This is a genomic window from Shimia sp. FJ5, from assembly GCF_032918335.1.
GTDB classification, from domain to species: Bacteria; Pseudomonadota; Alphaproteobacteria; order Rhodobacterales; family Rhodobacteraceae; genus Shimia; species Shimia aestuarii_A.
Genome location: NZ_JAWJUV010000003.1, coordinates 363,037 through 390,015 on the forward strand (window position 1 = coordinate 363,037; position 26,979 = coordinate 390,015).

At 61.1% G+C, this 26,979-nt stretch carries 23 protein-coding genes and 1 tRNA gene; 14 read left to right on the top strand and 10 right to left on the bottom strand.

Annotation, left to right across the window (positions count from 1 at the left end; genetic code table 11):
• Nucleotides 1–19: 19 nt before the first annotated feature.
• The 4 genes from R1W01_RS12455 to fabI form a co-directional block, all read right to left on the bottom strand.
• Nucleotides 20–1,861 (bottom strand): peptidylprolyl isomerase, encoded by a 1,842-nt coding sequence (locus R1W01_RS12455; RefSeq protein WP_317275241.1) that lies wholly within the window; start codon nucleotides 1,859–1,861, stop codon nucleotides 20–22.
• Between the two features lie 88 nt (nucleotides 1,862–1,949).
• Nucleotides 1,950–3,134: an aminotransferase gene (locus tag R1W01_RS12460; RefSeq protein ID WP_297757072.1), complete on the bottom strand. Its 1,185-nt coding sequence runs from the start codon at nucleotides 3,132–3,134 to the stop codon at nucleotides 1,950–1,952.
• A 134-nt stretch (nucleotides 3,135–3,268) separates the two neighbouring features.
• The gene (gene gpt, locus R1W01_RS12465) at nucleotides 3,269–3,787 is read right to left on the bottom strand and encodes a xanthine phosphoribosyltransferase (protein ID WP_243612995.1); all 519 of its coding nucleotides are present in this window, start codon (nucleotides 3,785–3,787) and stop codon (nucleotides 3,269–3,271) included.
• Between the two features lie 3 nt (nucleotides 3,788–3,790).
• Complete coding sequence (gene fabI / locus R1W01_RS12470) at nucleotides 3,791–4,609, bottom strand: enoyl-ACP reductase FabI (protein WP_243612994.1); 819 nt, start codon at nucleotides 4,607–4,609, stop codon at nucleotides 3,791–3,793.
• 96 nt (nucleotides 4,610–4,705) lie between these two features.
• On the opposite strand from fabI, the gene pdxH reads away from it, so the two are divergent.
• From pdxH to R1W01_RS12495, 5 genes are all read left to right on the top strand, one after another.
• On the top strand, nucleotides 4,706–5,311 hold the full coding sequence (gene pdxH, locus R1W01_RS12475; RefSeq protein WP_297757077.1) for a pyridoxamine 5'-phosphate oxidase: 606 nt from the start codon (nucleotides 4,706–4,708) through the stop codon (nucleotides 5,309–5,311).
• Between the two features lie 145 nt (nucleotides 5,312–5,456).
• Nucleotides 5,457–5,993, top strand: a complete 537-nt coding sequence (locus tag R1W01_RS12480; RefSeq protein ID WP_243612992.1) for a cold-shock protein — start codon at nucleotides 5,457–5,459, stop codon at nucleotides 5,991–5,993.
• Complete coding sequence (locus R1W01_RS12485; RefSeq protein ID WP_297757080.1) at nucleotides 5,990–6,469, top strand: DUF192 domain-containing protein; 480 nt, start codon at nucleotides 5,990–5,992, stop codon at nucleotides 6,467–6,469. Before R1W01_RS12480 ends, R1W01_RS12485 begins: the two co-directional genes overlap by 4 nt.
• 27 nt (nucleotides 6,470–6,496) lie before the next feature.
• Nucleotides 6,497–6,573 (top strand) — tRNA-Pro (locus R1W01_RS12490).
• 612 nt (nucleotides 6,574–7,185) lie between these two features.
• Nucleotides 7,186–10,854 (top strand): vitamin B12-dependent ribonucleotide reductase, encoded by a 3,669-nt coding sequence (locus R1W01_RS12495; RefSeq protein ID WP_297757083.1) that lies wholly within the window; start codon nucleotides 7,186–7,188, stop codon nucleotides 10,852–10,854.
• Nucleotides 10,855–10,979: 125 nt separating this feature from the next.
• Here R1W01_RS12495 and R1W01_RS12500 read toward each other — a convergent pair whose 3' ends face one another.
• Nucleotides 10,980–11,450, bottom strand: a complete 471-nt coding sequence (locus R1W01_RS12500) for an RNA polymerase sigma factor (protein WP_297757086.1) — start codon at nucleotides 11,448–11,450, stop codon at nucleotides 10,980–10,982.
• Nucleotides 11,451–11,727: 277 nt separating this feature from the next.
• Between R1W01_RS12500 and R1W01_RS12505 the strand changes: the two genes are divergently transcribed.
• On the top strand, nucleotides 11,728–11,967 hold the full coding sequence (locus tag R1W01_RS12505) for an EF-hand domain-containing protein (protein WP_243612988.1): 240 nt from the start codon (nucleotides 11,728–11,730) through the stop codon (nucleotides 11,965–11,967).
• A 233-nt stretch (nucleotides 11,968–12,200) separates the two neighbouring features.
• Here the strand turns inward: R1W01_RS12505 and R1W01_RS12510 are convergent, their stop codons facing one another.
• The 3 genes from R1W01_RS12510 to R1W01_RS12520 form a co-directional block, all read right to left on the bottom strand.
• On the bottom strand, nucleotides 12,201–13,739 hold the full coding sequence (locus R1W01_RS12510) for a trimethylamine methyltransferase family protein (RefSeq protein ID WP_317275242.1): 1,539 nt from the start codon (nucleotides 13,737–13,739) through the stop codon (nucleotides 12,201–12,203).
• A gap of 208 nt (nucleotides 13,740–13,947) precedes the next feature.
• Nucleotides 13,948–15,120 (bottom strand): pyridoxal phosphate-dependent aminotransferase, encoded by a 1,173-nt coding sequence (locus R1W01_RS12515; RefSeq protein WP_297757093.1) that lies wholly within the window; start codon nucleotides 15,118–15,120, stop codon nucleotides 13,948–13,950.
• Nucleotides 15,121–15,261: 141 nt separating this feature from the next.
• A complete protein-coding gene (locus R1W01_RS12520) occupies nucleotides 15,262–15,606 on the bottom strand; it encodes an MmcQ/YjbR family DNA-binding protein (protein ID WP_297757096.1) in 345 nt (114 codons plus the stop codon).
• Nucleotides 15,607–15,821: 215 nt separating this feature from the next.
• On the opposite strand from R1W01_RS12520, the gene cysS reads away from it, so the two are divergent.
• The 4 genes from cysS to R1W01_RS12540 all read left to right on the top strand — a co-directional run bounded on the left by cysS (nucleotide 15,822) and on the right by R1W01_RS12540 (nucleotide 20,746).
• Nucleotides 15,822–17,216, top strand: a complete 1,395-nt coding sequence (gene cysS / locus R1W01_RS12525) for a cysteine--tRNA ligase (protein ID WP_297757102.1) — start codon at nucleotides 15,822–15,824, stop codon at nucleotides 17,214–17,216.
• A gap of 127 nt (nucleotides 17,217–17,343) precedes the next feature.
• On the top strand, nucleotides 17,344–18,972 hold the full coding sequence (gene cimA, locus R1W01_RS12530) for a citramalate synthase (protein ID WP_297757105.1): 1,629 nt from the start codon (nucleotides 17,344–17,346) through the stop codon (nucleotides 18,970–18,972).
• 20 nt (nucleotides 18,973–18,992) lie between these two features.
• A complete protein-coding gene (locus R1W01_RS12535) occupies nucleotides 18,993–19,973 on the top strand; it encodes an alpha/beta hydrolase (protein ID WP_297757108.1) in 981 nt (326 codons plus the stop codon).
• Entirely contained in the window at nucleotides 19,970–20,746 is a 777-nt protein-coding gene (locus R1W01_RS12540; RefSeq protein WP_297757111.1) for a squalene/phytoene synthase family protein, read from the top strand. The genes R1W01_RS12535 and R1W01_RS12540 overlap by 4 nt, the downstream gene beginning before the upstream one ends.
• A gap of 134 nt (nucleotides 20,747–20,880) precedes the next feature.
• On the opposite strand, the gene R1W01_RS12545 is transcribed toward R1W01_RS12540, so the two are convergent.
• Nucleotides 20,881–22,089, bottom strand: a complete 1,209-nt coding sequence (locus R1W01_RS12545; RefSeq protein ID WP_297757114.1) for an MFS transporter — start codon at nucleotides 22,087–22,089, stop codon at nucleotides 20,881–20,883.
• A 58-nt stretch (nucleotides 22,090–22,147) separates the two neighbouring features.
• Between R1W01_RS12545 and R1W01_RS12550 the strand changes: the two genes are divergently transcribed.
• The 4 genes from R1W01_RS12550 to R1W01_RS12565 all read left to right on the top strand — a co-directional run bounded on the left by R1W01_RS12550 (nucleotide 22,148) and on the right by R1W01_RS12565 (nucleotide 26,052).
• A complete protein-coding gene (locus R1W01_RS12550; RefSeq protein WP_297757117.1) occupies nucleotides 22,148–22,780 on the top strand; it encodes a DNA-3-methyladenine glycosylase family protein in 633 nt (210 codons plus the stop codon).
• Nucleotides 22,777–23,442 carry an alpha/beta hydrolase gene (locus R1W01_RS12555; RefSeq protein WP_243612979.1) on the top strand — a complete coding sequence of 222 codons (666 nt, stop codon included), beginning with the start codon at nucleotides 22,777–22,779 and terminating at the stop codon, nucleotides 23,440–23,442. Before R1W01_RS12550 ends, R1W01_RS12555 begins: the two co-directional genes overlap by 4 nt.
• 134 nt (nucleotides 23,443–23,576) lie before the next feature.
• Nucleotides 23,577–25,226 carry a hypothetical protein gene (locus R1W01_RS12560; RefSeq protein WP_297757121.1) on the top strand — a complete coding sequence of 550 codons (1,650 nt, stop codon included), beginning with the start codon at nucleotides 23,577–23,579 and terminating at the stop codon, nucleotides 25,224–25,226.
• A 241-nt stretch (nucleotides 25,227–25,467) separates the two neighbouring features.
• Entirely contained in the window at nucleotides 25,468–26,052 is a 585-nt protein-coding gene (locus R1W01_RS12565; RefSeq protein ID WP_297757124.1) for an HNH endonuclease, read from the top strand.
• On the opposite strand, the gene R1W01_RS12570 is transcribed toward R1W01_RS12565, so the two are convergent.
• Nucleotides 26,053–26,961, bottom strand: coding sequence for a hydrogen peroxide-inducible genes activator (locus R1W01_RS12570; protein WP_297757127.1), 909 nt, complete (start codon nucleotides 26,959–26,961; stop codon nucleotides 26,053–26,055).
• Nucleotides 26,962–26,979 lie beyond the last annotated feature (18 nt).

Genomic DNA, 26,979 nt, shown 5'->3' on the forward strand with positions numbered 1-26,979 from the left:
GGCCTTTTCGTCGGAGTGCTTATTGGAATTGCGCGTGCACGGCGTTGATTGCTGGCTGGTCGAGGGTGACACCCTTCTGCGCCTGAATCTCGGTGGCGTAGGCTTGGAACACATCTTGTGCGATGCCTTCGGCCGCCTGACGCAGGAGCGTATTGGCGAGGGAGGTGATTTCCTCGTTCTCCTTGTCCGGCTGACGCACGGCGTCGAGACGCAAGATCAGCACGGTATCGTCATGCGGCAGCGTCGCAACCGCACCGTCCTCAAGCGAGAACACGGTCTCAAGGAAGGTCGCGGGTGTATCGGGCACAAATCCGTTGCGCAGGATGCCGGTCTCGGTACGCGGTGCGAGTCCATAGACCGAAAGGTCCGCATCCCCGCCGAGCATCGGCGTCAGGTTCGCAGCCATCTCTTCAAGGCGGCGCACGGTTTCATCACGGGTCCACGCGGCGGCGACCTCATCGCGCACATCGTCAAAGGGGGCAGGTGCGGCCGGCGTTTCGCCATCAAGGCGCAGGGCAAAGATGCCACCATCCTCGAGGGTCTCGATCTGGGGGAAGTCCTCGGCGCTCAGTGTCGCGGCAAGTGCGCGGAATTCTTCATAGCCCGCAATGCCATCGCCCAACCCGTCATGCCAGGAAATCTGGTCCACCTGCATGTCGGATTCCTTGGCGAGTTCTTCGAGCGTGGCCCCGGCCGCGAGAAGGTCGTCAATCGCGCTCATCTCGGAGTCGATCACACGGCGCGCCCGTTCAGCGGCTAGTTCTTCGCGCAGTTCGGGAAGGGCCTCATCAAAGGGGACTTCGTTGCCAGGCAGAACACCGTTCACACGGAACAGCGCCGGGCCAATGATGGTTTGGATCGGGCCTGCAACGCTTCCGACCTCTGCGGAAAATATGGCCTCACCAGCGGCGCCAAGATCGGCGGTGCTCACGTCGCCGAGATCGGTATCGGAAAGCTCGAGACCGCGCGCCGCGACCAGATCTTCAAAGCTGCTTTCGCCTGCATCAAGCTTTGCGCGGGCCGCCTCTGCGGCGTCCATGTCGGCAAAGGCGAGACGCTCCACGAGGCGGCGCTCGGGCGTGTTGAACTCTGCGCTGCGCTCTTCGTAGAGCGCGCGCAGGGTCTCTTCGTCGATTTCAACCGTGTCGATCAGCATCGAAGGCGACAGCCATGCATAGGTGATCTCGCGCATGGCGGGACGTGTGAAGGCGTCGATGTTGGCCTCGTAATAGGCCAAGAGTTGATCGTCGCTCGGCGTTGCAACCGGGTAGGCAAGCGCCTCGGCGTCAAGACGTGCAATGGTCACATCGCGCTCTTCACCGACAAAGTTCAAGATCACCTCGCCGTAGGAGACCGGCATGGAAAGGCCAGAAACAATCGCCGTTTGAAGCAGGGCGCGGGCACTTTCTTCGCGCATGGAGGTTTCGAACTCGGCTTCGCTCATGCCGATCTGCTCGAGCGCGAATTTATAGGCTTCGCGGTCAAATTGGCCATCCGGCGATTTGAAGGCGGAAATTGCCCGAAGTTCCTGTGCGAGGCGGGCGTCGCCAAGCGAGATCCCAAGGCGATCATTCTCAGCGTCAAGCGCGCGGGTGGTGACAAGATTGCCAAGTACAATCTGATCGAGACCCATAGCGCGCGCATCGGCAAAGCTCAGCGATTGGCCGGTCTGTGCTTCGACCGCGCGCAGTTCGTTTTGCAGGGCGCGGGCGTATTCGTTGATGTCGATTTCCTTGTCGCCGACAGAGCCGACAGAGGTTGCCGAACCCCCGAGATTGGTAATCCCGAACCCGCCCAGACCGAAGATGAGCATGGCCATCAGAATCCAGACGAGGGTTTTCGACGTGCTTGACTTGGACATGACGGCTCCCTGCCTTCTCCATTGCGTTTATCGAGCGATGTCTACGACGCAAGAAGAAGGGGAGCAAGGGGCGATGCAGCCCCCGGGCCTAGCGTTTCTCGAAGGAAACCGCGGCAAGGCGGTCAAAGAGCGCGGCAATGCCCGTCCGGTCCACATTTGCAAAGGCAATACGAAGCTGTTCGTCGCCCGCTGCGTGATCCTCGGGCATAAACATCGTGCCGGGCAGGCAGAGCACCCCGGCCTCGCGCACCAACGCAGGGGCGAGATCGCGGGAGGACATGGCAAACGGGTGACGAAGATAGGCGAAATAGGCCCCCACCCCCATGAGATGCCAACCTTCCGCTTCGAGCGCGGGCATGGCCTCTGAAATTGCGGCGCGGCGGTCGAGAATCTCGGCGCGCTCACCCGAGAGCCATTGCGAGAGGTTCTGCATGCCCCAGAGCGCGGCATGCTGGCCGAGTTGGTTGGGGCAGATGGTGACCGTATCGAGGAACTTCTCGACCTCTGACAAGAGCGTTTCAGAGGCAATCATCGCGCCGACGCGGTGTCCGGTGAGGCGATAGGCTTTGGAAAAGGAATAAAGCTGCACCAAGGTCTCGGGCCAGTCCGGATCGGCGAAAAGATCATGCGCCGCGCCGCTGCGCGCATCGAAATCGCGGTAGGTTTCATCGACGATCAGACGCAGGCCGGTTTCGCGCGCAAGCTCATAGAAGGCGCGCACGAGCGCGGCGGGATATTCCACGCCGCCGGGGTTGTTCGGGGTCACAAGCACAATCGCGCGGGTGCGAGACGTTATGAGCGCGCGGGCGGTTTCCGGATCCGGAAGAAGGTCATCCCCGGTGCGAAGCGGCACGGATTTGACGCCCATCATGTCGAGCCACATTTTGTGATTAAAGTACCACGGCACCGGGAGGATAACCTCGTCTGCCTCGCCGCAAGTGGCTGTGATCGCAGCACAAAACGCCTGATTGCAGCCTGCGGTGATGGCGACCTGCGCGGCGCTGATCTCGCCGCCGTAGGCCGCGCCAAATTGTGTCGCGACCTCTTCGCGCAGCCCGGGCAGGCCGAGGACGGGACCATAGAGATGCGCCTCAGGCAGGTTGAGTGCGACGTCAGCGATATGGCGGCGCAGGGCTTCCGGCGGCGGATCGACGGGCGCGGCTTGGCTCACGTTGATGAGGGGGCGGTCCTGCGGGAAGGTCACCCCTTCAAGCCAGCGCCGGGCCTCCATGACAGGCGGGGCAAAACTGGCGGCTGTGCGGGGCAAGGACATGGGCGCTCTCCGTGGGATTCAAACAACAAGAGCGACCCTAAGGGCCGCTCTCACCGGGGGCAATGCGCCCCTGTCTTCTTCACTGTAAAAATACCTCCCGCCGGAGGCATCCGCCCTAGACGCCAGCGCCGGTCTCAGTCGGTGCCGCGATAGGGCTCCACATATTGCAGCGCCATGTCCCAGGGGAAGAAAATCCAGGTATCCTGGCTTACCTCGGTGATGAAGGTCTCAACCTGCGGACGGCCCTTCGGCTTGGCATAGACGGTGGCGAAATGCGCCTTGGGATACATTTCCCGCACCAGCTCGAGCGTTTTGCCGCTATCGACAAGGTCGTCGATGATGAGGATGCCGGTGCCGTCGCCCATCAGATCTGCGTCGGGGGATTTCAGGACTTCCGCCTCGCGCTGCTGGTCCTGCTTGCCACCGCCGGAGTGGTAGGACTTGACGCTGATCGTGTCGACGGTGCGAATGTCCAACTCGCGGCTGACGATCATTGCTGGCGCCATGCCACCGCGGGTGATGGCGACCACGGCGCGCCAAGCCCCGTCGTCCGGTCCTTGCCCGTCAAGACGCCATGCAAGTGCGCGGGAGTCGCGATGGATCTGATCCCAGCTGATGTGAAAGCCTTTTTCGTGGGGCAGGCGGTCGCTCATGGTTTACTTCCTTCCGGTGACAGCGTCGATATCCGGCGCATCGACCGCTTTCATGCCGACCACGTGATAACCCGCATCGACATGCAGGTTTTCGCCCGTGACACCGCTTCCGAGATCGGAGAGCAAGTAGAGCGCCGAGTTGCCAACGTCGTCGATGGTGACATTGCGGCGCAGCGGCGAGTTCAGCTCGTTCCATTTCAGGATATAGCGGAAATCGCCGATGCCGGAGGCGGCGAGCGTCTTGATGGGGCCGGCCGAGATCGCGTTGACGCGGATGCCGTCCTTGCCGAGGTCTTCGGCGAGATACTTTACAGAAGCCTCAAGCGCGGCCTTGGCGACGCCCATGACGTTGTAATGCGGCATGACCTGCTCTGCACCGTAGTAGGTCAGGGTCAGGGCCGAGCCACCCGCGTTCATGAACTTCTCAGCGCGTTGCATCACGGCGGTGAAGCTGTAGCAGCTCACATCCATCGTCATCAGGAAGTTATCGCGGCTGGTATCGACATAGCGCCCGCGCAGTTCGTTCTTGTCGGAAAAGCCGATGGCGTGGACGAGGAAGTCGATCTTGCCGAATTTGGCTTCGATCTCGGCAAAGGCCGCATCGACGGAGGCCATGTCGGACACGTCGCAATCGATCAGCGTCTCGACGCCCAGTTGTTCGGCCAGCGGGGCCACGCGTTTCTTGAACGCCTCGCCCATATAGGTAAAGGCCATCTCGGCGCCCGCATCGGCGCAAGCCTTTGCAATGCCCCAGGCAATCGACTTGTCATTGGCAAGGCCCATGATCACGCCGCGCTTGCCCGCCATCAGATTGTTTGACATTCCGTCAGTCTCCGTCGCAATTCGGTTAGAGGGACGTTTAGGCGATCCGCATGATCGCATCAAGAGCGGTGAGACGCAGCAGAGAGGCTTTGCACCATGTCAGACAGAACCGGGATTTTCGCAGGGGATGATCCATTCGCCATCGCGCGCGCATGGTTGAGTGAGGCAGAGGCAAGCGAGGTCAATGACCCAAACGCCATCGCCCTTGCGACGGTGGATGCGGATGGCTTGCCGAATGTGCGGATGGTCCTTCTCAAGGAAATCGAAGACGCAGCCTTTGTCTTTTACACCAATTACGGCAGTGCCAAAGCGCGGGAGATCGAGAGCGCGGGCAAGGCGGGGTTCGTGATGCACTGGAAATCACTGCGCCGTCAGGTGCGGGTGCGCGGGCTTGTCAGCCGTGAAGAAGGGCCGCAAGCAGATGAGTATTATGAGTCCCGCTCTCTCAAGAGCCGTCTTGGGGCCTGGGCCTCGCGCCAATCCGAGCCACTGTCGTCGCGTGCGGCGCTGATGGCGGATGTGGCGAAGATCACGGCGCAGAAGGGGACGAATCCCAAGCGACCGCCTTATTGGGGGGGCTACCGGATCACACCTTTGGAGATAGAGTTCTGGGCCGATGGCGCCTTCAGGTTGCATGATCGTTTTGTCTGGCGTCGCGCTTCCTTTGACGAGGCTTGGAGCGTGACACGGCTCAACCCCTAAGGGGGCAAGGCAGGACGTGTCATTCACGTAACGTGGAATGCAAGTCCTTGAAAACAAATTACTGCTTTTCTTGCCCAAGTTGGAAAAATCGCGCAGACTGGCGTCCGCATGGGGCGCGACTCACGAAAGGCGTAAGGTTAAGCTGTTGAGTGATACAAAAAGAGAGCTGACTCGGATCATTGGGGAAGTAAAATGGTTCGATCCAGTCAAGGGATTTGGATTTGTCGTCAGCGATGAGGGCGGACCGGACGTGTTGTTGCACGCCAACGTTCTGCGAAATTTCGGTCAGAGCACCGTCGCAGATAGCGCCCGGATCGAGATTGATGCGCAAAAGACCGACCGCGGGGTGCAGGCCGTCGAAGTGATCCGGATCGAAGTACCGGGCGCAAGTGAGTCGCATACGCTCGCCGATTTCATCGAGTTGGATGAAGAAGACATTCGCAACGCGCGGCTCGAACCCGCGCGGGTGAAATGGTTCGACAAGGGCAAGGGGTTTGGCTTTGCCAATATCTTTGGGCGCCCTGAAGACGTCTTTTTGCATATAGAAGTCCTGCGCCGGTCGGGTCTTGCGGACCTGCAGCCAGGCGAAGCCCTTGCAATTCGCGCTATCGAAGGCAAACGGGGCCTCATGGCCATCGAGGTCAGCGCATGGGAAAACGCGCTCGATAAGGAAACCGTATGATCCGACGCGGTCTTGTCGCCGGTGTTTGGCTGCTCTTGTCCGTGACGGGCGGGGCCGCTGAGACCACCTGCCGAGAAGATCGTGTCAGTTTGCGCGGCGCTTGGGGGCAAGCTCATTTCCGCGTCGAGATCGCTGATGACGAGACGGAACGCGCGCGCGGATTGATGATGCGTGAGTCGCTGCCGCGTGGGGCAGGCATGCTTTTCATCTTCGACAGGACACGCCCGGTCAGTTTCTGGATGGAGAATACGCTGATCCCTTTGGACATGCTCTTCATCGATGAGGCTGGTGCGGTCGTTCGCATACACCACGAGGCCATCCCCGGCGACCGGACCCAGATTCCAAGCCGGGCACCTGTGCGCTATGTGCTCGAGATCAACGGCGGGCTGGCGGATGCGCTTGGGATCACGGTCGGCAGCGAGATGCGTCATGCATCTATTTCCGAAAGCAACGCTGTTTGGCCTTGTTCGCGCTAGACGAAGCCGCTAAACCCAGCCTCGGTTCGGGGCGTAGCGCAGTCTGGTAGCGCACCTGTTTTGGGTACAGGGGGTCGTGAGTTCGAATCTCGCCGCCCCGACCAATTTTCAAAGACACATCTTTGGTGCCTGTTTAGCGGGCAACTGCTTTTTGCTTTGGCGCCTTGCGGGCGCTTTTTGCGAAGAATCACCTTCTTGCAAGATTCGATTTTCATGTCATTCGCATGAAGGCGACATATATATTGTGTTAACCTTTTCGGTCTCGCTAGATGTTGTGGATATCTTGGACCGTTTCGGACCCGTTCCGGATTTTCCTTGAATTTTAGGCGCTTCGCCAAAGCTCCCGAAGTGATGCGCCAACTCAACGGCGACTTCGCGTTAAGAAAGGAATCGGACGACGGCAGCGAGCGTCAAAATCAGCCTTTCTGGTCAACATCAAAAATCCCCTCAAAAGCCAAATAAAATGTTTGACGGTCTTGTGCCGAATGCGTCAGGTTGTGGGGGTCAGCCGAGAGCGCCACAACATATAGTGGTGACGCAGGCTGGAGCAGGGACAGAACACCAAACAGCGATCCGAACAGCGGGATGGTTCGGGAGACCGGCGCACCTATGGGCGCCGCGCGGGGCTGTTTTGTCTCTTCCTCCAGAGCCACCGGCGGACAGGGCGCACAGGCGCCCTTGGGGACGACAACACGCTGGGAAGCAGAGGCATAACAATGAAAATCGAAAGAAATTTCACCAAGGCAGGGCAGGACGCATACGCAAGCTTGGATTTCGCAAGCACTGTGAGCGAGATTCGCAATCCGGATGGCACGATCGTGTTCCGTCTCGACAATGTCGAAGTGCCGACGAGCTGGAGCCAGGTTGCAAGCGATGTGATCGCCCAGAAATATTTCCGCAAAGCAGGCGTGCCCTCGAAGACCAAGAAGGTCAAAGAAAAGGGCGTGCCAGAGTTCCTTTGGCGCTCGGTTCCGGCCGAGGGCGCAGAGATGGGCGGGGAGACCTCGTCCAAGCAGGTTTTTGATCGCCTCGCAGGCGCATGGACCTACTGGGGCTGGAAGGGGGGCTATTTCTCGACCGAGAAGGACGCCCGCGCCTATTTCGATGAAATGCGCTACATGCTTGCGACCCAGCGCGCGGCACCAAACTCTCCGCAATGGTTCAACACCGGCCTGCATTGGGCCTATGGCATCGATGGCCCGAGCCAAGGACACCACTATGTCGACCATAAGACCGGCAAGCTGACTCGTTCGAAATCCGCTTATGAGCACCCGCAGCCGCATGCGTGCTTTATTCAATCCGTGGCCGACGACCTTGTTGGCGATGGCGGTATTATGGATCTCTGGGTGCGTGAGGCACGCCTGTTCAAATACGGCTCCGGCACCGGCACCAACTTTTCGTCGCTACGGGCGGCCAACGAGAATCTGTCGGGCGGTGGGAAATCCTCAGGCCTGATGGGGTTCCTGAAGATCGGCGACCGCGCGGCGGGCGCAATCAAATCCGGCGGCACGACGCGCCGCGCGGCCAAGATGGTCATCGTCGATGCCGATCACCCGGATATCGAGGAATACATCAACTGGAAGGTCAAGGAAGAGCAGAAGGTCGCCTCCATCGTGGCCGGCTCGAAGATGCACGAAGAGAAGCTCAATGCGATCTTCGCAGCGATCCGTGCCTGGGACGGTAGGGAAGAGGACGCTTATGATCCGAAGGTCAACGAAGGCCTGAAGGCGGCGATCAGGGACTCCAAAAAGGTCGCGATCCCCGAGACTTACGTCAAGCGCGTGCTTGATTACGCCAAGCAGGGTTATGGCTCCATCGAGTTCCCGACCTATGACACTGATTGGGATAGCGAGGCCTATGCGTCTGTCTCCGGTCAGAACTCCAACAACTCGATCCGCGTCACCGATGCTTTCCTGAAGGCGGTTAAGGACGACGCAGATTGGGAGCTGATCCGTCGCACGGACGGCTCGGTCGCCAAGACCATCAAGGCGCGTAAGCTCTGGGAAGACGTGGGCCACGCGGCCTGGGCCTGTGCCGACCCCGGCATTCAGTTCCATGACACCGTGAACGCCTGGCATACCTGCCCGGAAGACGGCGAAATCCGCGGCTCCAACCCGTGCTCGGAGTACATGTTCCTTGACGATACGGCCTGTAACCTCGCGTCGATGAACCTGCTGACCTTCCTTGAAGACGGCAAATTCAACGCAGAAGACTACATGCACGCGACGCGTCTTTGGACCGTCACCCTCGAGATCTCGGTGATGATGGCGCAGTTCCCGTCGAAGGAAATCGCGCAGCTGTCCTATGACTTCCGGACGCTCGGCCTTGGCTATGCCAACATCGGTGGCCTCTTGATGAACATGGGCATGAGCTATGACTCCGAGGAGGGCCGGGCGCTCACCGGCGCGCTCACCGCGATCATGACCGGCGTCGCCTATGCAACCTCGGCGGAGATGGCGGGCGAACTCGGGCCGTTCTCCGGCTACAAACGCAACGCCGATCACATGCTCCGGGTCATTCGCAACCACCGCCGGGCCGCCTATGGCGAAACGGAAGGCTATGAAGGGCTTGAGGTGAAGCCGGTCGCGCTTGATCTTGATAGCTGCCCGGATCAGAAGCTCGTCGCGCTCGCACAGTCGAGCTGGGACGAGGCACTGCGCCTAGGCGAAAAGAACGGCTATCGCAACGCGCAGACCTCGGTCATCGCGCCGACCGGCACGATTGGCCTTGTCATGGATTGCGACACGACCGGGATCGAGCCGGACTTTGCTCTGGTGAAATTCAAGAAGCTCGCTGGTGGTGGGTACTTCAAGATCATCAACCGCTCTGTGCCTTCGGCGCTCGAGAAACTTGGCTATTCTTCCTCGCAGATCGAAGAAATCGTGTCTTACGCGGTGGGCCATGGGAGCCTTGGCAACGCGCCGGGCATCAACCACACCTCGCTTATCGGGCATGGGTTCGGTCAGGCGGAACTCGACAAGATCGAAGCCTCGCTCGAAACCGCGTTCGACATCCGCTTTGTGTTCAACCAGTGGACCCTTGGAGAGGCCTTCTGCACCAATGTGCTTGGCATCCCGGCGGAGAAGCTCAACGATCCGACCTTCGACATGCTGACCCATCTTGGGTTCTCGCGGAAGGATATCGACGCGGCGAACGACCACGTCTGCGGCACGATGACCCTCGAAGGGGCGCCCTTCCTCAAGGAAGAACACTACGCGATCTTCGATTGCGCCAACCCCTGCGGTAAGAAGGGTAAGCGGTATCTCTCGGTCAACAGCCACATCACCATGATGGCGGCGGCGCAGTCGTTCATCTCGGGCGCGATCTCCAAGACGATCAACATGCCCAACGATGCGACCATCGAAGATTGCCAGAAGGCCTATGAGCTGTCTTGGTCGCTCGGTGTGAAGGCCAACGCGCTCTACCGTGACGGCTCGAAACTCTCGCAGCCTCTCGCGGCGGCGCTGGTCGAGGATGACGACGAGGCGGCCGAGGTGCTCGAGAGCGGCTCGATGCAGGAAAAGGCCACCGTTCTCGCCGAGAAAATCATCGAGAAGGTCGTGGTCAAGGAGATCATCAAGTCTCAGCGCACCAAGATGCCGGAACGCCGCAAGGGCTATACCCAGAAAGCGGTTGTTGGGGGTCACAAGGTCTATCTGCGCACCGGAGAGTATGAGGATGGCTCGCTCGGTGAGATCTTCATCGACATGCACAAGGAAGGCGCGGGCTTCCGGGCGATGATGAACAACTTTGCCATCGCGGTTTCTGTTGGCCTTCAGTATGGCGTGCCGCTTGAGGAGTTCGTCGACGCCTTTACCTTCACGAAATTCGAGCCGGCGGGCATGGTCCAGGGTAACGATTCTATCAAAAATGCAACATCCATCCTCGATTATATCTTCCGGGAACTGGCTGTTTCTTATCTTGATCGAACAGACCTGGCACATGTGAAGCCGCAGGGTGCGTCCTTCGATGACCTCGGTCGTGGCGAGGAAGAGGGCGTGTCGAACGTGCAGGAACTCAGCGAAAGCGCGGCGTCGAAATCGCTCGAAGTGCTTAAGCAGATCTCCTCGACCGGCTATCTGCGCAAGCGCCTTCCGCAAGAACTTGTGGTGCTGAACGGCGGTGCCGGGGCGGTGGCGCTCAATACGGCCGACCCGGAGGTCGCGCTACAGACACTCGTGCCCGAAACCGGCGGCGCGACGGTCAGCGCCACCACGACCACGACCGCCGTATCGACAGGGACCGTGTCGATGGATGCGCGCACCAAGGCCAAAATGCAGGGCTACGAGGGCGATCCTTGCGGCGATTGCGGCAACTACACGCTGGTGCGCAATGGCACCTGTATGAAATGCAACACCTGCGGCGCGACAAGCGGGTGTAGCTAAAGAACACGGGGCGGGTGCGCTCGCCCCGACGACGCTCAGGCCGCAGGCAAAAACTACGGGCGGTATATAGAGTGAGCTTGAGTGGCGAAACTGGGGGGCGTTAGCCCCCCTATTTTTTGACCAAGCTATGAATCCGTAAGATCGCGTAGCCGCGCGCGGGCACGGGCGAGGCGGGAATTGACGGTTCCAAGTGGCAGACCGGTCCGGGAGGCAATGTCATAGGGGCTCTGTGTCCCTTTGGCGACGAGGCGCAGCAAGCTGGCCTGATGGTAGGGCAAGGCGTCTATGGCCGCGAGGGTCTCTCTCGCTTCGAGATGGACGCTGGCGTCCGCCTCTGTGACTGTCATTCCCTCGTCAAACTCTTCGGTTGCGACCATCTTTCGCCATCTGGAGCGGGCCAGATTGTGCAGCGTTGTCGTGGCGTAGGCCTCGAGATTGTCGATCTCGGCCCCCTCTGCCAGATGCGTGAAGAGTTTCAGGATCGCCTCCTGCACAAGGTCTTCGGCCTCTGATCCATAGCGCCGCGATTTCCGAAGCAGCCTTGTGCGAAGCTGGGCGAAATCGACCTCTTTCTCGCGTGTTTTCGTGCATTTCATCGGGAGCTTCCTTCGTGCCTGTTGTCTTGTCCAGAACATTGGTGAGGCAGAACCCTTTGAAAAGGCCGGGGTTTTCCGCCGAGGAGCGGGAAGGGGGCTTTTTCGGCACCGGTTTGCCGGTCGCGCGGGGCGAATTTGGCAGGTTTCGGCCAGTTCCGGGGAAACGGCGGCGGCGAGGAACGATAATGGGATTTCCCGCGTCTATGGTTTCGAAGGCATCAGCAACGCGCCTTCACAATGAAACAAGATCAATCTGATCGACATAGGAGTACATCAAATGAAACGTGCAATGATTGCCACCGTCCTGACCCTCACCGGTGCCGCTCTTCCCGCCTACGCCATGACCGCAGACGCCAATGGCGACGGGGCTATCAGCATGGAAGAAATCAAGCAGGTGCACCCCGACGTGACCGAGGAGGTCTTTGCCGCGATCGATGCGGATGCCGATGGGAGCGTCTCGGAGGAAGAATATCAGGCGGCCGTGGAAGCCGGCGTGCTTGCCAAGAAAGACGGCTGACGCAAAGCACAAAGCTCCGGTCGCCTTTCATTCCCCCCCCAGGGCCGGAGCGATCAGGCCGGGCGTGTCCTGCCGCACGCCCGGCCTTGAGGGCTAGTTGGAAGATCTGGTTCGTCCTTTAGGATATTGTAATTATTTATATATTCCTTGTTCGAGACGCCCATAGCGCGGTTGCCAGCGCAAACTCCAAAGGGATGACGGAAAGCACCTTGCAAGATGCCCGCGCGCTCTCCTTAGGGGCGCAGGTGGATATTGAAACGCTTCCGGATTTCCCGATCAATGCGCGGATCAAACTGGGCAAGGCCTGGCGCGGCGAGGATGTCATTCTTGCGAGCCGTGGCCTTGGCAATCAAGTCAGGTTTCCCTTTTTCATCCCATTCTTTGGGTGAGGTTCTGTCCCCAAGTTTCGGATAAACATGATCTTTTTCCATTCGCCCAAGGGTTTGCGAGGTTCCAAGGTAATGTCCTGGTCCCTCCAAGCAAACCTCGCGCATCTGATCGAGGGCAAGGGTTTCATCATCGACCTCGATGCCCCGTACACAGCGCAACGCCTGCCCGATGAGATCGTCCCCAAGGATCAGGGACTCCTGACAGAATCCTAGGAGAGAGGCATGCATTCCCGCAGCTTCATAAACCATGTTGCAACCGGAAAGCCCGGTCATCACGGCCGAGCACATCTGCTCCCAACCGGCTTGCATATCTGGGAGTTTGGAGTCCGCCGCACCGGCCGCGGAGCCGCCGGGGAGATCGTAGTAGCGGTGCATCTGGGCGCAGCCCGACGACAGAAGTGCCTGTTCGCCTGACCCGACGCTCATTGCACCGGTGCGCAGGTCGAGGCCGAAAGGCCAGGTGCCAAAGATCGCCGGGTGACCGGGTTTGATGGCGTTCACATAGACGAGACCGGCAAGGCACTCTGCGGTCGATTGCACGATGGCGCCTGCGACGGTGGAAGGTGCCGTGGCCCCGGCCATGCCAGCCGACAACAAAAGGACAGGCATGCCGCCCGCGATGCAGGCCTCCATCACTTCGCAGCTCTCTGTTGCGAAACGCATGGGTGGCACAACGAAGCAATTGGAATTGCTAACAAATGGTCGCGCACGCCAAGCGTCTTCACCGCCCGCGATAAGGTGAAGCATCTCAAGCGCGTCGGCCACATGGGCCTTATCAGAGAAAGAGGTGCCTATATGTTTTCGCGTCCCGGAACAGCACGCATAGACCGTGTTATAATCCATCTCGCGGTTATCCGTGATATCGCGAGCGACCATCGGGCGTTGTAGGAAATGGATGTTGTCGAGGTGGTCTGTGATCTTTGCCGCCTCAAACAGGTCTTGCAGGGTGCTTTCCCGGTAATGCCGCCCCTCGGGATCGACCACGTGCACGGCAGCCCCGGCCGTTCCGTAGTGGACACGTGCACCGGAGAGCTGCATGTCTTGCAAAGGATCGCGGCCAAAGAGCGTTACGCTCCTGTTGGCCTTGGCCAATGTGTCTTCAACAAGGGCGCGCGGGAAGCGCAGGCGGCCATCACTGCCAAGCACCGCGCCAGCGCCTGTTAGGGCGGCGATACCGCTTTCGGGTGCGCCTGCGAGGCCGATCTCTTCAAGCGCAGTCAGGGCGGCGGCGTGTATCCGGGCCATGTCTTTTTCGCCTAAGGGATTATAGCGCCCCCCTTCAAGACCGGGACGGATCGGGCGTTCGTTGGAAGCGAGCGGGGTGCTACGGCTGATGTGGCGTGCTGCGCGGCCACCAGAGCGACGGGGTTGAATCTGTGTCATGGGATCTAAGCCTTTGAAGTCCTGTCTGAAATCTGTGTTGGTGACAGGACGGGCTTGGCCGCCCACGGGCAGCACGGCCACGGGCCGCCCCGATGACAAGGCGCGTCAGGTAGATTTTCCAACGCATGTGAACTCTCCCTGTTTTGGGAAAGTCTGGGCGGGAAAAGCGGCGAAATCTGTGCGGAAAGCGACAGAATGTCGCGAATGGCTATTTCGAGAGTGATTCCGCGAAGGTGCAGATCGTTTCAAGCGCTGCAGCGAACGCCTTGTCGTCGATGGTCATGGCGGCGCGCACGTGACCCGCCGCGGCCTTGCCAAAGCTCTCGCCCGGCATCACGGCGATGCGATGCGCATCCAGCAGGCGATTGGCGAATTCGAACCCGCTCAGGCCCGTCGCGCGAAGGTCGAGCATGAGATACATCGCACCTTGTGAGGGGATCAGACCGACCGCGTTGTGCCGTGCGAGAATATCCCGCGCAAGGGCGCGGCGTCGGCGGAAGGGTTCGGCAATTTTTTCTTCGAGATCAGGACCTTGCGCGATGGCAAAATCGGCGGCGTCCTGAATGTATCCCGGCACGCCATAGGTCGTATGCGTGGCGAGGTTTATGAGGTGCCGAACGACGTCGGCAGGGCCACAAATCCAGCCGACGCGGCTTCCGGTCATGGCGTGGGATTTCGACATGGAACCGACGACGAGGGTGCGGTCGGCCATGTTGGGGAGGGCGCGGGGGGAGAGGTGTTGGCCTTCCCAGACTTGGGTGTCGTAGACTTCGTCGGAGATCAGCCAGAGATCGTGCTTGCGGCAGACCTCGGCAATGCCGTCGAGGGTTTGGCGGGAATAGATCGTGCCAGTGGGGTTGTTCGGCGTGTTGATGAGGAGCGAAGACGCGCCTTTCGCGTGCGCCTCGATATCCTCGGCGCGGGGCTGAAACGCGTCTTCGGCGCGGGTTTGGATGGCGACGGGCTTGGCACCGATGCCGCGGATTGTGCCGGGATAGGTCGCATAATAGGGGTCAATATAAAGCGCGGTGTCGCCCTCGTCACAGGCCGCGAGATGCGCGGCGAAAAGGGCTGATTGCCCGCCGGGTGTGATGAGGATATTCTCGTAAGTCGTTGGAACACCAGTTCTTTCCTCGATCCGGCGCGCCACGCTTTCGCGCAAGGACTGGATGCCGGGGACCATGGCATAGCCCGTGTGCCCGCCCTTGGCGGCGCGGTCCATCGCGTCGAGAATCACGGTATCGGTGCCGATATCATGCTCGCCAATCGTCAGTTCGATCACGTCCTCACCAGCGGCGACCATCTGGCGGGCGCGGTAGAAAACCTCCCATCCGTCAGAGCCGGAGGGGGTCAGGTGCGTGATGCGATGGGAGAGCTTCATGGGGCGTCCTTGCTGCGTGAAAATGAGCCCAGAGAGGGCCAAAGCGACGCGGGGAAGTCAAATGCAATTGTGTGATGGGAGGTATCAAAACCGGGATATGTATCGCGTCGGTATTACGTCGGTATTGCGTCAGTGCAGATTTCAGGCGCGCGGCGCGAGCGCGGCTTGGGCCTTCTTGGTCAGGCTCGCGCGGATGAGGTCGTAGGAGGCGGTGATGCGGTGGCGCAGTTCCTCGGTCTCGGCATCCAGTGGCAAGTGAATCCAGCTCTTGTGAAAATAGGGGGCCTTCACGCCGACGCCCGCGTCGATCAGCATCTGCGCGGTCTCGACATCGGGGGTCTTCACGGAAACGCCAGTGCTTTGCGCGCCGATGGCGGCAAAGATCTTGTCTCCGACCTTCCAGACATCATGCCCCGGCCCGAAAGGTTCGGACCAGTCGGCACCGGGCAGGGCGGCGCAGATCGTATTGACGGTGTCACGGCTCATGGCTCGTAGGGTGAGGTGCGGGCTGGCCCGCGTCAAGCGTCTTGACCGCTCCGAAAGGGCAGCCTAGGGTCTGGCGCATGAAGATCACCTGCACCATCATTATTTGCTGCATTCCCTGCTGAGACATTCCGGCGGGCCGTTCTTCTATTCCAAACATGATCTGAAGTTGTTAAGCCCGCCGCGCAAGCTCTCTTTGCGTGCCCGAAGGACGAGACATGACGACGATCAAACTGCACAACACGAAGACCCGCAAGAAAGAGGTCTTTACCCCGATCGACCCCGAGAATGTGCGGATGTATGTCTGTGGTCCGACGGTCTATGATCGCGCCCATATCGGCAATGCGCGGCCCGTGGTCGTCTTCGACGTGCTCTACCGGCTTTTGCGGCATGTCTACGGGGCGGATCACGTCACCTATGTGCGCAACTTCACGGATGTGGATGACAAGATCAACGCACGCGCCAAGGAGTCGGGGCGCGAGATCGGCGAGATCACCGCGGAGACGACGCAATGGTATCTCGACGACATGCGCGCGCTTGGGGCGATGGATCCCAATGAGATGCCGCGTGCGACGGCCTATATCCCGCAGATGATCGCGATGATTGAAAAGCTTATCGCGGATGACTTTGCCTATGCCAAGGATGGCCATGTCCTGTTCCGTGTGCGGGCCTACAAGCACTATGGCGCGCTTTCTGGGCGTTCTGTCGATGACATGATCGCGGGCGCGCGGGTCGAAGTTGCGCCTTACAAAGAAGATCCGATGGATTTCGTGCTTTGGAAGCCGTCCTCGGATGATTTGCCCGGTTGGGATAGCCCGTGGGGGCGGGGGCGTCCGGGCTGGCATATCGAATGCTCGGCCATGGCCAAGGACCTATTGGGCGAGACCTTTGATATCCATGGCGGTGGCAACGATCTACAGTTTCCGCACCATGAAAACGAGGTCGCGCAAAGCTGCTGTGCGTCGGGTCATGCCGAGGACGGTGGCGGCTTTGCCAACTATTGGCTTCATAACGAGATGTTGCAGGTCGAGGGCAAGAAGATGTCCAAGAGCCTGGGCAATTTCTTTACCGTGCATGATCTGTTGGAGCAGGGGATACCGGGCGAGGTGATCCGGTTCGTGTTCCTAAGCACGCATTATCGTAAGCCGATGGACTGGACGGCGAAGAAGGCGGCGGAGGCGGAGAAGACTCTTAGTAGATGGGCAGCGATGGCTCTGGATGGTTCGGTTGGTGAGCCGCCCTCAGATGTTGTCCAAGCACTTGCAGACGACCTAAACACGCCGTTGGCGCTCGCTGCAATGCACGCGCTCTACAAGAACGGAGACGCTGATGGTCTTCGCTCCGCTTTGGAGTTGTTGGGATTGGGAGAGCTTGATTTTGGGCAAGCGGTCAAAGGTATGGTCTATCGGATGGATGATATGGTTCTTGGGCCGCTTGAAGTCCTGCTTGCCGAGACCCGCGCCAAAGCCATGGAAACCAAGGATTTCTCCGAAGTAGATCGGCTCAAGGCGGCGCTGGTTGCGGCGGGCGTTGAGGTCAGGATGAGTAAGGCAGGGGTCGAGTTGCTCCCGGCGGCCGGGTTCGATCCGGCCAAGCTGGAGGGGCTGCTATGAAAGTGCGCGTGACAGAGGTTCGCGCCCGGCCCGAGGGTGGGGGCGTATTCGCCCCCGCCCTGGGGGGCGGGTCGGGGGCGAACCGGGCCGCAGGCGGCCCGGAAGGATTTGCTGGAAAGGCTGAGCGATGACCAAGGACCGCCTCTATCTCTATGACACGACGCTGCGCGATGGGCAGCAGACGCAGGGCGTGCAATTCTCGACGCCCGAGAAGATGCAGATCGCCAAGGTGCTCGATCAGTTGGGGATCGACTATATCGAGGGCGGCTGGCCCGGTGCGAACCCGACGGATAGCGAGTTTTTCGAGGCCCGCCCCGAGATGCGCGCGACGTTCACCGCCTTTGGTATGACCAAGCGGGCGGGGATGTCGGCGGAAAACGATGACGTGCTTGCGGCGGTGATGAATGCGCGCACGCCGGCGGTGTGCCTTGTCGGCAAGACGCATGATTTCCATGTCACAACCGCGCTTGGCATTACGCTTGAGGAGAATGTCGAGAACATCGCGAAATCCGTGGCCTATCTTGTCGCGCAAGGCCGGGAGGCGCTTTTTGATGCCGAGCATTTCTTTGACGGCTACAAGGCCAATCCGGCCTATGCGATCGAGACGGTGAAAGCGGCCTATGACGCTGGGGCGCGGTGGGTTGTTCTTTGCGATACCAATGGCGGGACGCTACCGGGCGAGGTTCGGGCGATCACCGAGGCGGTCATCGCAGCGGGTGTGCCGGGCGATCATCTGGGCATCCATACCCACAATGATACCGAACACGCGGTGGCCAACTCACTGGCGGCGGTGGATGCGGGCGCGCGACAGGTGCAGGGGACGCTCAACGGGCTTGGCGAACGCTGTGGTAATGCGAACCTGACGACGCTCATTCCGACGCTACTGCTCAAGGAGCCCTATGCCTCGAGGTTTGAGACCGGGATCACGCGTCAGGCGCTCAAAGGGATCACGCGGGCGAGCCGGTTGCTCGACGACATCCTGAACCGTGTGTCGATGAAACAAGCGCCCTATGTGGGGGCCTCGGCCTTTGCCCATAAGGCGGGGCTTCATGCGAGCGCGATCCTCAAGGATCCCTCGACCTATGAGCATGTGGAGCCGGGCCTTGTCGGCAACGAGCGCATCATCCCCATGTCAAACCAAGCCGGGCAGTCGAACCTGCGCAAGCGGTTGGCGGATGCGGGCCTTGAGGTCGAGAAGGGGAACCCGGCGCTGGGGCGTATCCTCGACCGTATCAAGGCGCGGGAATCCGAGGGGTTCAGCTATGACACCGCGCAGGCGAGTTTCGAGCTCTTGGCGCGCGAAGAGCTTGGCCTCACCGAGGTGTTCTTTGACGTGGAGCGCTACCGGGTGATCTCTGAGCGCCGCCGCAATGCGCGCGGGCAGCTCGTCGTGGAATCCGAGGCGGTCATCACCGTGCAGATGCCGGACGGGGCGAAGGTCACCTCCTTCTTCAAGAACGAGCATGAGCATGACATGAGCGACGAGGGGCCGGTCAACGCGCTCTGGCAGGCGCTCAAGAAAGACCTTGGCCCGTATCAGGACAGCATCGACGCGGTGCGACTCGTGGACTTCAAGGTGCGGATCACCAATGGCGGCACTGAGGCCGTGACGCGTGTCATCATAGATTTCGAGGATGACGCCGGGCGGCGTTGGGCGACGGTCGGGGTTTCGGCGAACATCGTTGATGCGTCTTTCGATGCGCTTCTTGATGCGATCAACTGGAAGCTCACGCGGGATGCGCGGGTTCAGATCTAACCCCTATGGGAGTCTTGTTTTTGTTTCTTTCGATTTTGAAATTCCTCCTGATTTCGATCGCAATTACCGCGATCATTCCGATCGTTCTTATCCTGTCGCAGAGGCCCGTTGATCCAGAGGAACTCCCGGCGGGGAAGATGAGCTTTGATGATGTGACAGCCGACAGGCCGCGCGCCGAAATGGTGCTTGATCAGGTCGAGGCGCGCGATGGCGAGACACTCAGCGCCTGGTCGTTGCCCGCATCGCGCCAAGATGTGCCGCTTTTGGTCATGGTGCATGGATCGGGCTGGCATGGCGGGCAATTCGCCGGTCTTGCAGCGCGGCTCGAGGGAGCGGCGGATGTCTTGGCGGTCAACCTACGTGGCCATTTCAACGGGCCGGGGGCGCGCGGTGATATCGCCTATATGGGCCAGTTGGAGGACGATCTGGCCGATCTGATCGCGGCCAAGCGCAAGCCGGGGCAGGAGGTTGTCCTTCTCGGTCATAGTTCTGGCGGCGGGCTTGTTGTGCGGTTTGCAGGCGGCGCGCATGGCGGGATGATCGACAAGGCGGTTTTGCTCGCGCCTTTCCTCAAGCACAACGCGCCCACGACGCGGGCGAAATCCGGCGGGTGGGCGCATGTGCTCTTGCGGCGGATTATTGGCCTGTCGATGCTGAATACAGCGGGCATTCACGCGCTCGACCATCTGACGGTGATTCAGTTTGCCATGCCGAAAGCCATCCGTGAGGGGGAGCGCGGGAACGAGGCGACGCTGGCCTATTCCTGGCGCTTGAACCAATCCTATGCGCCGCGCGGAGACTATCTTGCGGATGCAGCCGCGTTGCCCGAGTTCCTTTTGGTTGTAGGCAAGGATGACGAGAGCTTTGTTGCGCAAGGCTACGAGCCGCTTCTTGCGCCGGTCAATGACAGCGGGCAGTACCATGTGCTCGACGGGGTGACGCATCTCGGCGTGGTTGACGCGGCGCGCACCGCAGAGTTGATCCGGGGCTTTTTGTCATGAGCGCAGGGGACGATCTTGGGGCTTGCGCGCTGATCGTGCAGAAGGGCGATCCGGATAGGTTCCTTGCCACGATGGCCGCGAAGCCGGCGGCGCGCGAGGTGCTTTTCCCGCTACATGCCTTTGCCATCGAGGTCGCGCGCGCGCCGTGGGTCACGCAGGAAGCGATGATCGGCGAGATGCGCCTGCAATGGTGGCGCGATGCGCTCGAGGAGATCGGCAGCGGCGGTAGGGTGCGGCGCCACGAGGTTGTGACGCCGCTTGCCGCATGGCTCGACCCGGAAGGCGCGGCGGTGCTTGACGCGGCCGTAGAAGCGCGGCGTTGGGATCTTTACCGCGAGCCGTTCGAGGATGAGGCTGCCTTTGCCGCGCATATCGACGCGACGACCGGCGGGCTTTTTTGGGTCGCGGCGCGCGCGCTTGGCGCAGCGCAAGAGCGTGTCGTGCGCGATTTCGCCTATGGGGTTGGTGTGGCCAATTGGCTTTTGGCGATCCCTGACCTTGAGGGGCGGGGATGTTTCCCGCTTGTTGATGGGCGGCCCGAGGCGGTTGCGGAGCTTGCCCGCGAAGCGCTTGCGCAACTATTGGCAGCGCGGGCGCAGCGTGGCGCGGTGTCGCGCGCGGCTGGTCAGGCGTTGTTGGCGGGTTGGCAGGCTGAAGGCGTGCTGCGCCGGGCGCTTGAAGCCCCGGGCCGTGTGGCGTCGGGCGACTTGGCGGCGAGCGAATTCGCGCGCAAGGCCGGGTTGATGCGTCGGGCGCTCACGGGCCGTTGGTAAGCGGCGCGCGCCTGAGGGCGCGCACAGGATGAGCGCCTTTGGCGCGAGGAAGGGGCCAGCCCCTCACGTTGCTTTTGCCGGGGCAAAAGCATCGCTCACCCCGGGATATTTTCGGCAAGAGGAAAAGGCCCTGCTCAGTCATCCTTGGGGCGCAGCACGAGCCAGATCAGCGCGCCGCCTGCGAGCATCAGGAACGGGGCCATGGCAAGGTTCACCGAGGTCCAGCCGACCTCTGCCGTGCCGCCGGAGCAGTTCATCAAGCCGCCCGAGGCGAGCGAGGCCATGGTGACGCCGCCGAAGACGAGTAGATCGTTGAGGCCCTGCATGCGGCCGCGTTCATGCGGCTCATGCGCGCCGGCGAGCATGGCGGTTGCGCCGATGAAGCCGAAGTTCCAGCCCACGCCCAGGAGGATCAGAGCGATGAAGAAGTTTTCGAGCTCCACGCCTTGCAGAGCAACGGCCCCGGCCCCGGCGAGGATCAGCAGGCCGAGGGCGACGATCTTTTCGGTGCCGAAGCGGGCGATCAGGTGACCGGTAAAGAAGGAGGGGATATACATCGCCAGCACGTGGGCCGAGACGATATCCGCAGCCATGCCTTCCTCAAATCCACAGCCAACGACAGCGAGCGGTGTTGAGGTCATCACCAGGTTCATCAGCGCGTAGGAGACCATGGCACAGATCACGGCCACGGCAATGCGCGGCGTGGTGATGAGTTCCCAGCGGCTACGGCCATAGGGGGCATCGGCGCTTGGGGCTTGAGGGCGGGGGATGCGGATGAAAAGAAAGAGCGCGGAGCCGACCACGTTGATGGCGATCACGGTGAGGTAGGTGCCAAGGAAGGGAATCACCATCGACTGGCTTGTGACCTTGACCAGTTGCGGGCCGATGATGGCGGCGGCGAGGCCTCCAGCCATGACATAGGAAATCGCCTTGGGGCGGAAGGCGTCAGAGGCAGTATCGGCGGCGGCGAAGCGGTAGAAGCCCTGCGCGCTCATGTAGATGCCGGTAAACAGGCTGCCGATGAGGAAGACGGTGAAGGAGTTGAGGTAGAGGCCGTAGGCGCCGATGGCCGCACCGATCGCCCCGCCCATCGCCCCAAGCATGAAGCCCGCGCGGCGGCCGTATTTCTGCATGATCATCGAGACCGGTGTCGCGGCGAGCATGGAGCCGATGACGATCAGCGAGATTGGCAGAGTCGCGAAGCAGGGATTGGAGGCGAGCGATTGCCCGGCGAGGCCGCCAATGGTGAAGATCATCGGCATTTGGGCGCCGAGAAAAGCCTGTGCTAGGACCAGCACAATCACGCTGCGTTTGGCGGTGCTATCGTCTACGGTATGAATCATGGACAAAGCGTTAGCTTGATATGTGAAGCGCGTCCAGCGGGACGCGGGAGCGAATGAGATGACGGTCGGACGGATTATCGAGAGCGATGCCTGCGTGGCGGAAGGGGCGGCGTGGCTTGCTGCGCAAGAGCCACGCTTTGCCGAGGCGCTTGCCGTGACCGGGAGCTTGCCGCTTCGGCGCAAGAAGGACGGGTTCGAGCCGCTTCTGAGCGCGATCGTGAGCCAGCAGGTCAGCGTGGCGGCGGCGGAGGCGATCTGGCAGCAGATGCGGGCGGCGCGTCTGACCGGGCCGCGCAAGATCATGTGGGCGAGCGATGACGCATTGCGGGCCTGTGGTCTGAGTCGTCAGAAGGTGCGCTATGCCCGAGCTTTGGCTGAAGCGCGCATTGATTTCAAAGAGTTACGCGGTGCTCCGAATGCAGAGGTGATCGAGACCCTCACGCAGGTGAGCGGGATCGGTGTGTGGACGGCAGAGATCTACGCGATGTTCTCGCTTGGGCGGGCGGATGTGTTCGCGCCGGGCGATCTTGCGCTTCAGGAATCGGCGCGGGTTCTCTTTGCGCTTGACGAACGCCCCAAGGAACGCGCCTTTCGTGAGATGGCCGAGGGCTGGGCCCCGTGGCGGGCGGTTGCAGCGCGGCTTTTGTGGGCTTACTACCATCATGCAAAGGACAGGGAAGGGATCAGATGACTCGTGTTTTGACCAGTGGCCGCAAGGAGCCGCAATCGGGCACCACCCGTTCGGTGGTGATTTTCCTGCATGGCTATGGCGCCAATGGGGCGGACCTTCTTGGGCTTGCTGATCCGCTGGCCGAGCATTTGCCGGACACGCTTTTCCTTGCGCCGGATGCGCCGGAAAGCTGTGCCGGGGTGCCGTTCGGGTTCCAGTGGTTTCCGATCCCGTGGATCGACGGCTCGTCGGAAGAAGAAAGCGAGCGCGGGATGCGGGCGGCGATCGACGATCTCAATGCCTATCTCGATGGCGTAATGGTCGACGAGGACGTGCTGCCAGAGCAGGTTGTCCTGTTCGGGTTCAGCCAAGGCACGATGATGAGCCTGCATGTCGCTCCGCGTCGGGAAGACCCGGTGGCGGGGATCGTGGCTTTCTCCGGGCGGCTTCTTGCGCCGGAAACGCTAGAGGATGAGGCGCTTTGCCGTCCTCCGGTGCTTCTTGTGCATGGGGATGCCGATGATGTGGTGCCGGTACAGTCCTTGCCGGAGGCGGCAGAGGCGCTTCAAAAGGCCGGGTGGACCGATGTCTACGCCCATATCATGAAAGGCACTGGCCACGGTATTGCACCGGACGGTCTTTCGGTGGCGCTTGCCTTCATGCGCGACAAGCTTAGCCTCTGAAGCGCGTGACATTTATGCACGGCCCATCGTGTTCCTCGGCGGGATTGCGTCGGCGGGGCATTTTGGGTTTCGTGCGCCACGCGCAATGGCCTATAGATGGGGCAGATGCGCCCATTTCAGGACCGGAGAAACCCGTGACCGTATTTACCAAAACGCCTTTCAAACCGTCCAACAACAAGAGGCTTTTCGGCCTCGCAGCGGGGCTCGTGATGACCGCGGGGGCGGTTGCGGCCCAAGGGACCGGATTGCGCACCCCCGTCGAGATGCATCCGGATCGCTTTGTCAATTTCACCACCGCGAACCTTTTGCCGGCAGGCACGCTTCGGCTTTGGGTTGGATCGCACCAGACCGCGCCGGGCAAGGCCGCAGTTGGCACCGCGAACCAGACCTATTACGGCGGTGTGACCTATGCGGCTAGTCCCCGGTTCCAGATCGGGATCGGACACTCGGAGTTTCATGATCCGCCCGTGTCACCGATTGGCGGCGTGACCTCGCAGATTCGGTTCCACACCACGAGCCTTGAGGGCAAGGTTGGCCTTGTCGAATCCGGCCCTTGGAAAGTGGCTGTGCAGGGCTCGGTCGAGCAGTTCATCTTCCGCTCTCCCTATTTCGGCATCCCGACTGCGGCGAGCAATTCGCATGTGGTGGGTTCGCTGCACATACCGGTGAGCTATTCTGTGTCCGATGCGTTACAACTTCATGTGACGCCGGGGGTCAGCGCGCTGCCCGATACGATTGGCGGGCTGCCGTTCTATGGCACGGTGGCGAGCCTCGGGGCCGGGTTTAGTTATAAACCGTCGCTGCGTTGGACCACCTATGGGGCGGTGAATGTTCCGCTCTCGGGTGGCAATTCGATCTCGAGCGCGGGCGCGATTGAGAAGAAACCGGTGCTAACACTTGGCGCGCGGTTCAACATCTCCCCCAAAGGGGCGCTTGATGTTTTTGTGACCAACGGGCTTGGGGTGTCACCCGCGACGCGGATCATGACCATGTTCCCCGATGGCGATCAGTTCATGGTTGGCGCGACCATGACCTATACGCCGGGGCGCGGTCCGGCCTATCGGCCGAACTACCGCGGTCTTGCAGCCGAACCGCTGACCATGCGGCAACGTCATTTGCAGCGCGACGGCTTTACCCTTGCATCCGCAGATACGCTCACGCCCGGGATTTTTGTTGGGCGCGCGAGCGGGGGATCGGATGGCGCCTATGCTGGCGAGCTTCAGTTCAGCCCCGACTATGACGGGCAAATTGATGTCAGCTATGAGAAATTTGCCAATGACGGCTCGGTGCCGGTTGGCACGATCCCGAGCCGCGCCGCAAGCTATGCGCTGGGTCTGAAGCTGCGCTTCATGGATCAGAACAACGGTAGCCCGTTCTCTCTCTCGATGCTGGCGAAGCTGGGTCGCGATCGGTCCGGGTCGAAGAATGGGACGTTCTTCATTGCGATGCCGATGATGTATAAGGCGAGCCCGAAACTCGCCCTCATGGCAAGTCCGAAGGCGGCTGCCTTTAGCTCGAAAGAGTACTATGGTCTCGGTCTGGGTGTGAACTACGAGATCGCGCCGGGCCTTGAGGTCATCGGCGAAGTGACACCGGTCAGCGCAGGACAGCGCACTGTGTGGGCGACGGGCCTGCGCTATTATCCGAAGAACAGCAGTGCGAGCATCGACCTTTCGGCGACGAATGCCATTGGCAGCGAAGCGCTTGGGTCGATGATCGGGCAATCGGATGTGCGCGTATCGCTTGGTATCACGCTGGCGCTTGACGCGCGCGGGTTCCGCTAGATCCCTTTCGACGACGCAAAGCCACAGATGGTAGGCCGATGCCCTTGGGGTGTCGGCCTTTTTTCTGCGCGTCTGCCTGTCATATGGGCGTTACGGACACACTCTATCCCTGTTGTCATCCGCATATATCATGAGGCTTGTCAGATGCTTGCCACGAGATATAGTGGGTACAGGCAGGGGCGGGTTCGCCCGCCTCGGTGCCATGAGACTGGGCAGGCGAGGCGAAGGGCGACTCGGAACAATGGACGGCGATTTCAGGACAGAATTCACACGGCAACCGGCGGGGATGCGTCAGCACCCGGCGCTTGTGCTCAATGCGGACTACAGGCCGCTTTCTTATTACCCCCTCTCTCTTTGGCCTTGGCAGGAAGCGGTCAAGGCGGCGTTCATGGACAGGGTCGATATCGTGGCGGAATATGATGCGGTCGTGCGAAGCCCCTCGACCGAGATCAGGATCCCGAGCGTCGTCGTCCTCAAAGACTATGTCAAACCTCAAAAGCGCGTGGCCTTCACGCGCTTTAATTTGTTTCTGAGGGATGAATTCCGCTGTCAGTATTGCGGCGCGAAGGGCGATTTGACCTTTGACCATGTGGTGCCGCGCGCGGCGGGCGGAGTCACGAGCTGGCAGAACGTGGTTGCAGCTTGTAGTCCCTGCAACCTGCGCAAGGGGTCAAAATCCTTGCGTCAGGCAGGAATGCACCTGCGCAAGCCGCCCCGGCAGCCAGCCTCAGAAGAGCTGCGCAATATGGGGCGGCGCTTTCCGCCGGGCTACCTGCACGAAAGCTGGCTCGACTTCCTTTACTGGGACGCCGAACTGGAGGCGTGATCAGAGATCATCCATGAGGCGGTTGGCCTCGCGCGACAGCGCGCCGGCGAGGATGTCGGTGCCGGGGCGGGGTTCGAACGCGGCGGGCTGGATCAGGGCGATCGTGCGCTGCGTGCGCGGGGCGTCGATCCGGCGCATGACGGTATCGCCGATCCGGCGCGCCTCGGCGGCGGCATAGAGCCGGGGGAGGACCGCGACCCCATTTCCCGCCGCCGCCATGATACGGATCGCGGCGAGGCTCGTGCCTTCATACTCATCCGGCACATGGGCATTGGCCTGCGCGGCGAGCTCCGCGACGATCCCGGAGAGACGATGGCGCGGCCCGATGGTCAGCAGGCTCCGCCCGGCGAGCGCGTCGGGGGCGAGAGGCGCGTCAGTTGCGGCAAGCGGGTCATCCGGGGCGAGCGCGGCCCAGAGGCTTTCATGGAAAAGCGGCGTCTGTAGCGTGCCGGGGTGGTCTTCGGGGGTGGACAGGATCATGTCGAGCCGGCCCGCGCGCAAACCCTGTTCAAGGTCGGTCGTGGCTTCCTCGCGGATCACAAGGCGAAAGCTCGGGTGATCGCGGTGCAATTCGTGCACCACGCCGGGCAGGAGATAGGGGCCGATGGAGGGCAGGACGCCGAGGCGCAGGCGCCCGTCGAAAATCCCGTCGCCCGTCACGGAGGCGCGCAGGTCTTCCATCTCGTTCAGGATGCGCCGCGCTCGCCGCACGATCTCGACCCCGGCCTCGGTCAGTGTCGCGCCGTGTCGTCCCCGGTTGAACACACGCGCGCCGAGATCGGCCTCGGCCTCGCCGATCTGGGTCGAGAGGCTGGGCTGGCTGATATTGAGCCGTTCGGCAGCGAGGCCGAAACGCCCGCAATCCGCGACTTCGACGAGATATTGAAGCTGGCGCAGGGTCGGGCGCATTTACATAGTCCAAAACTA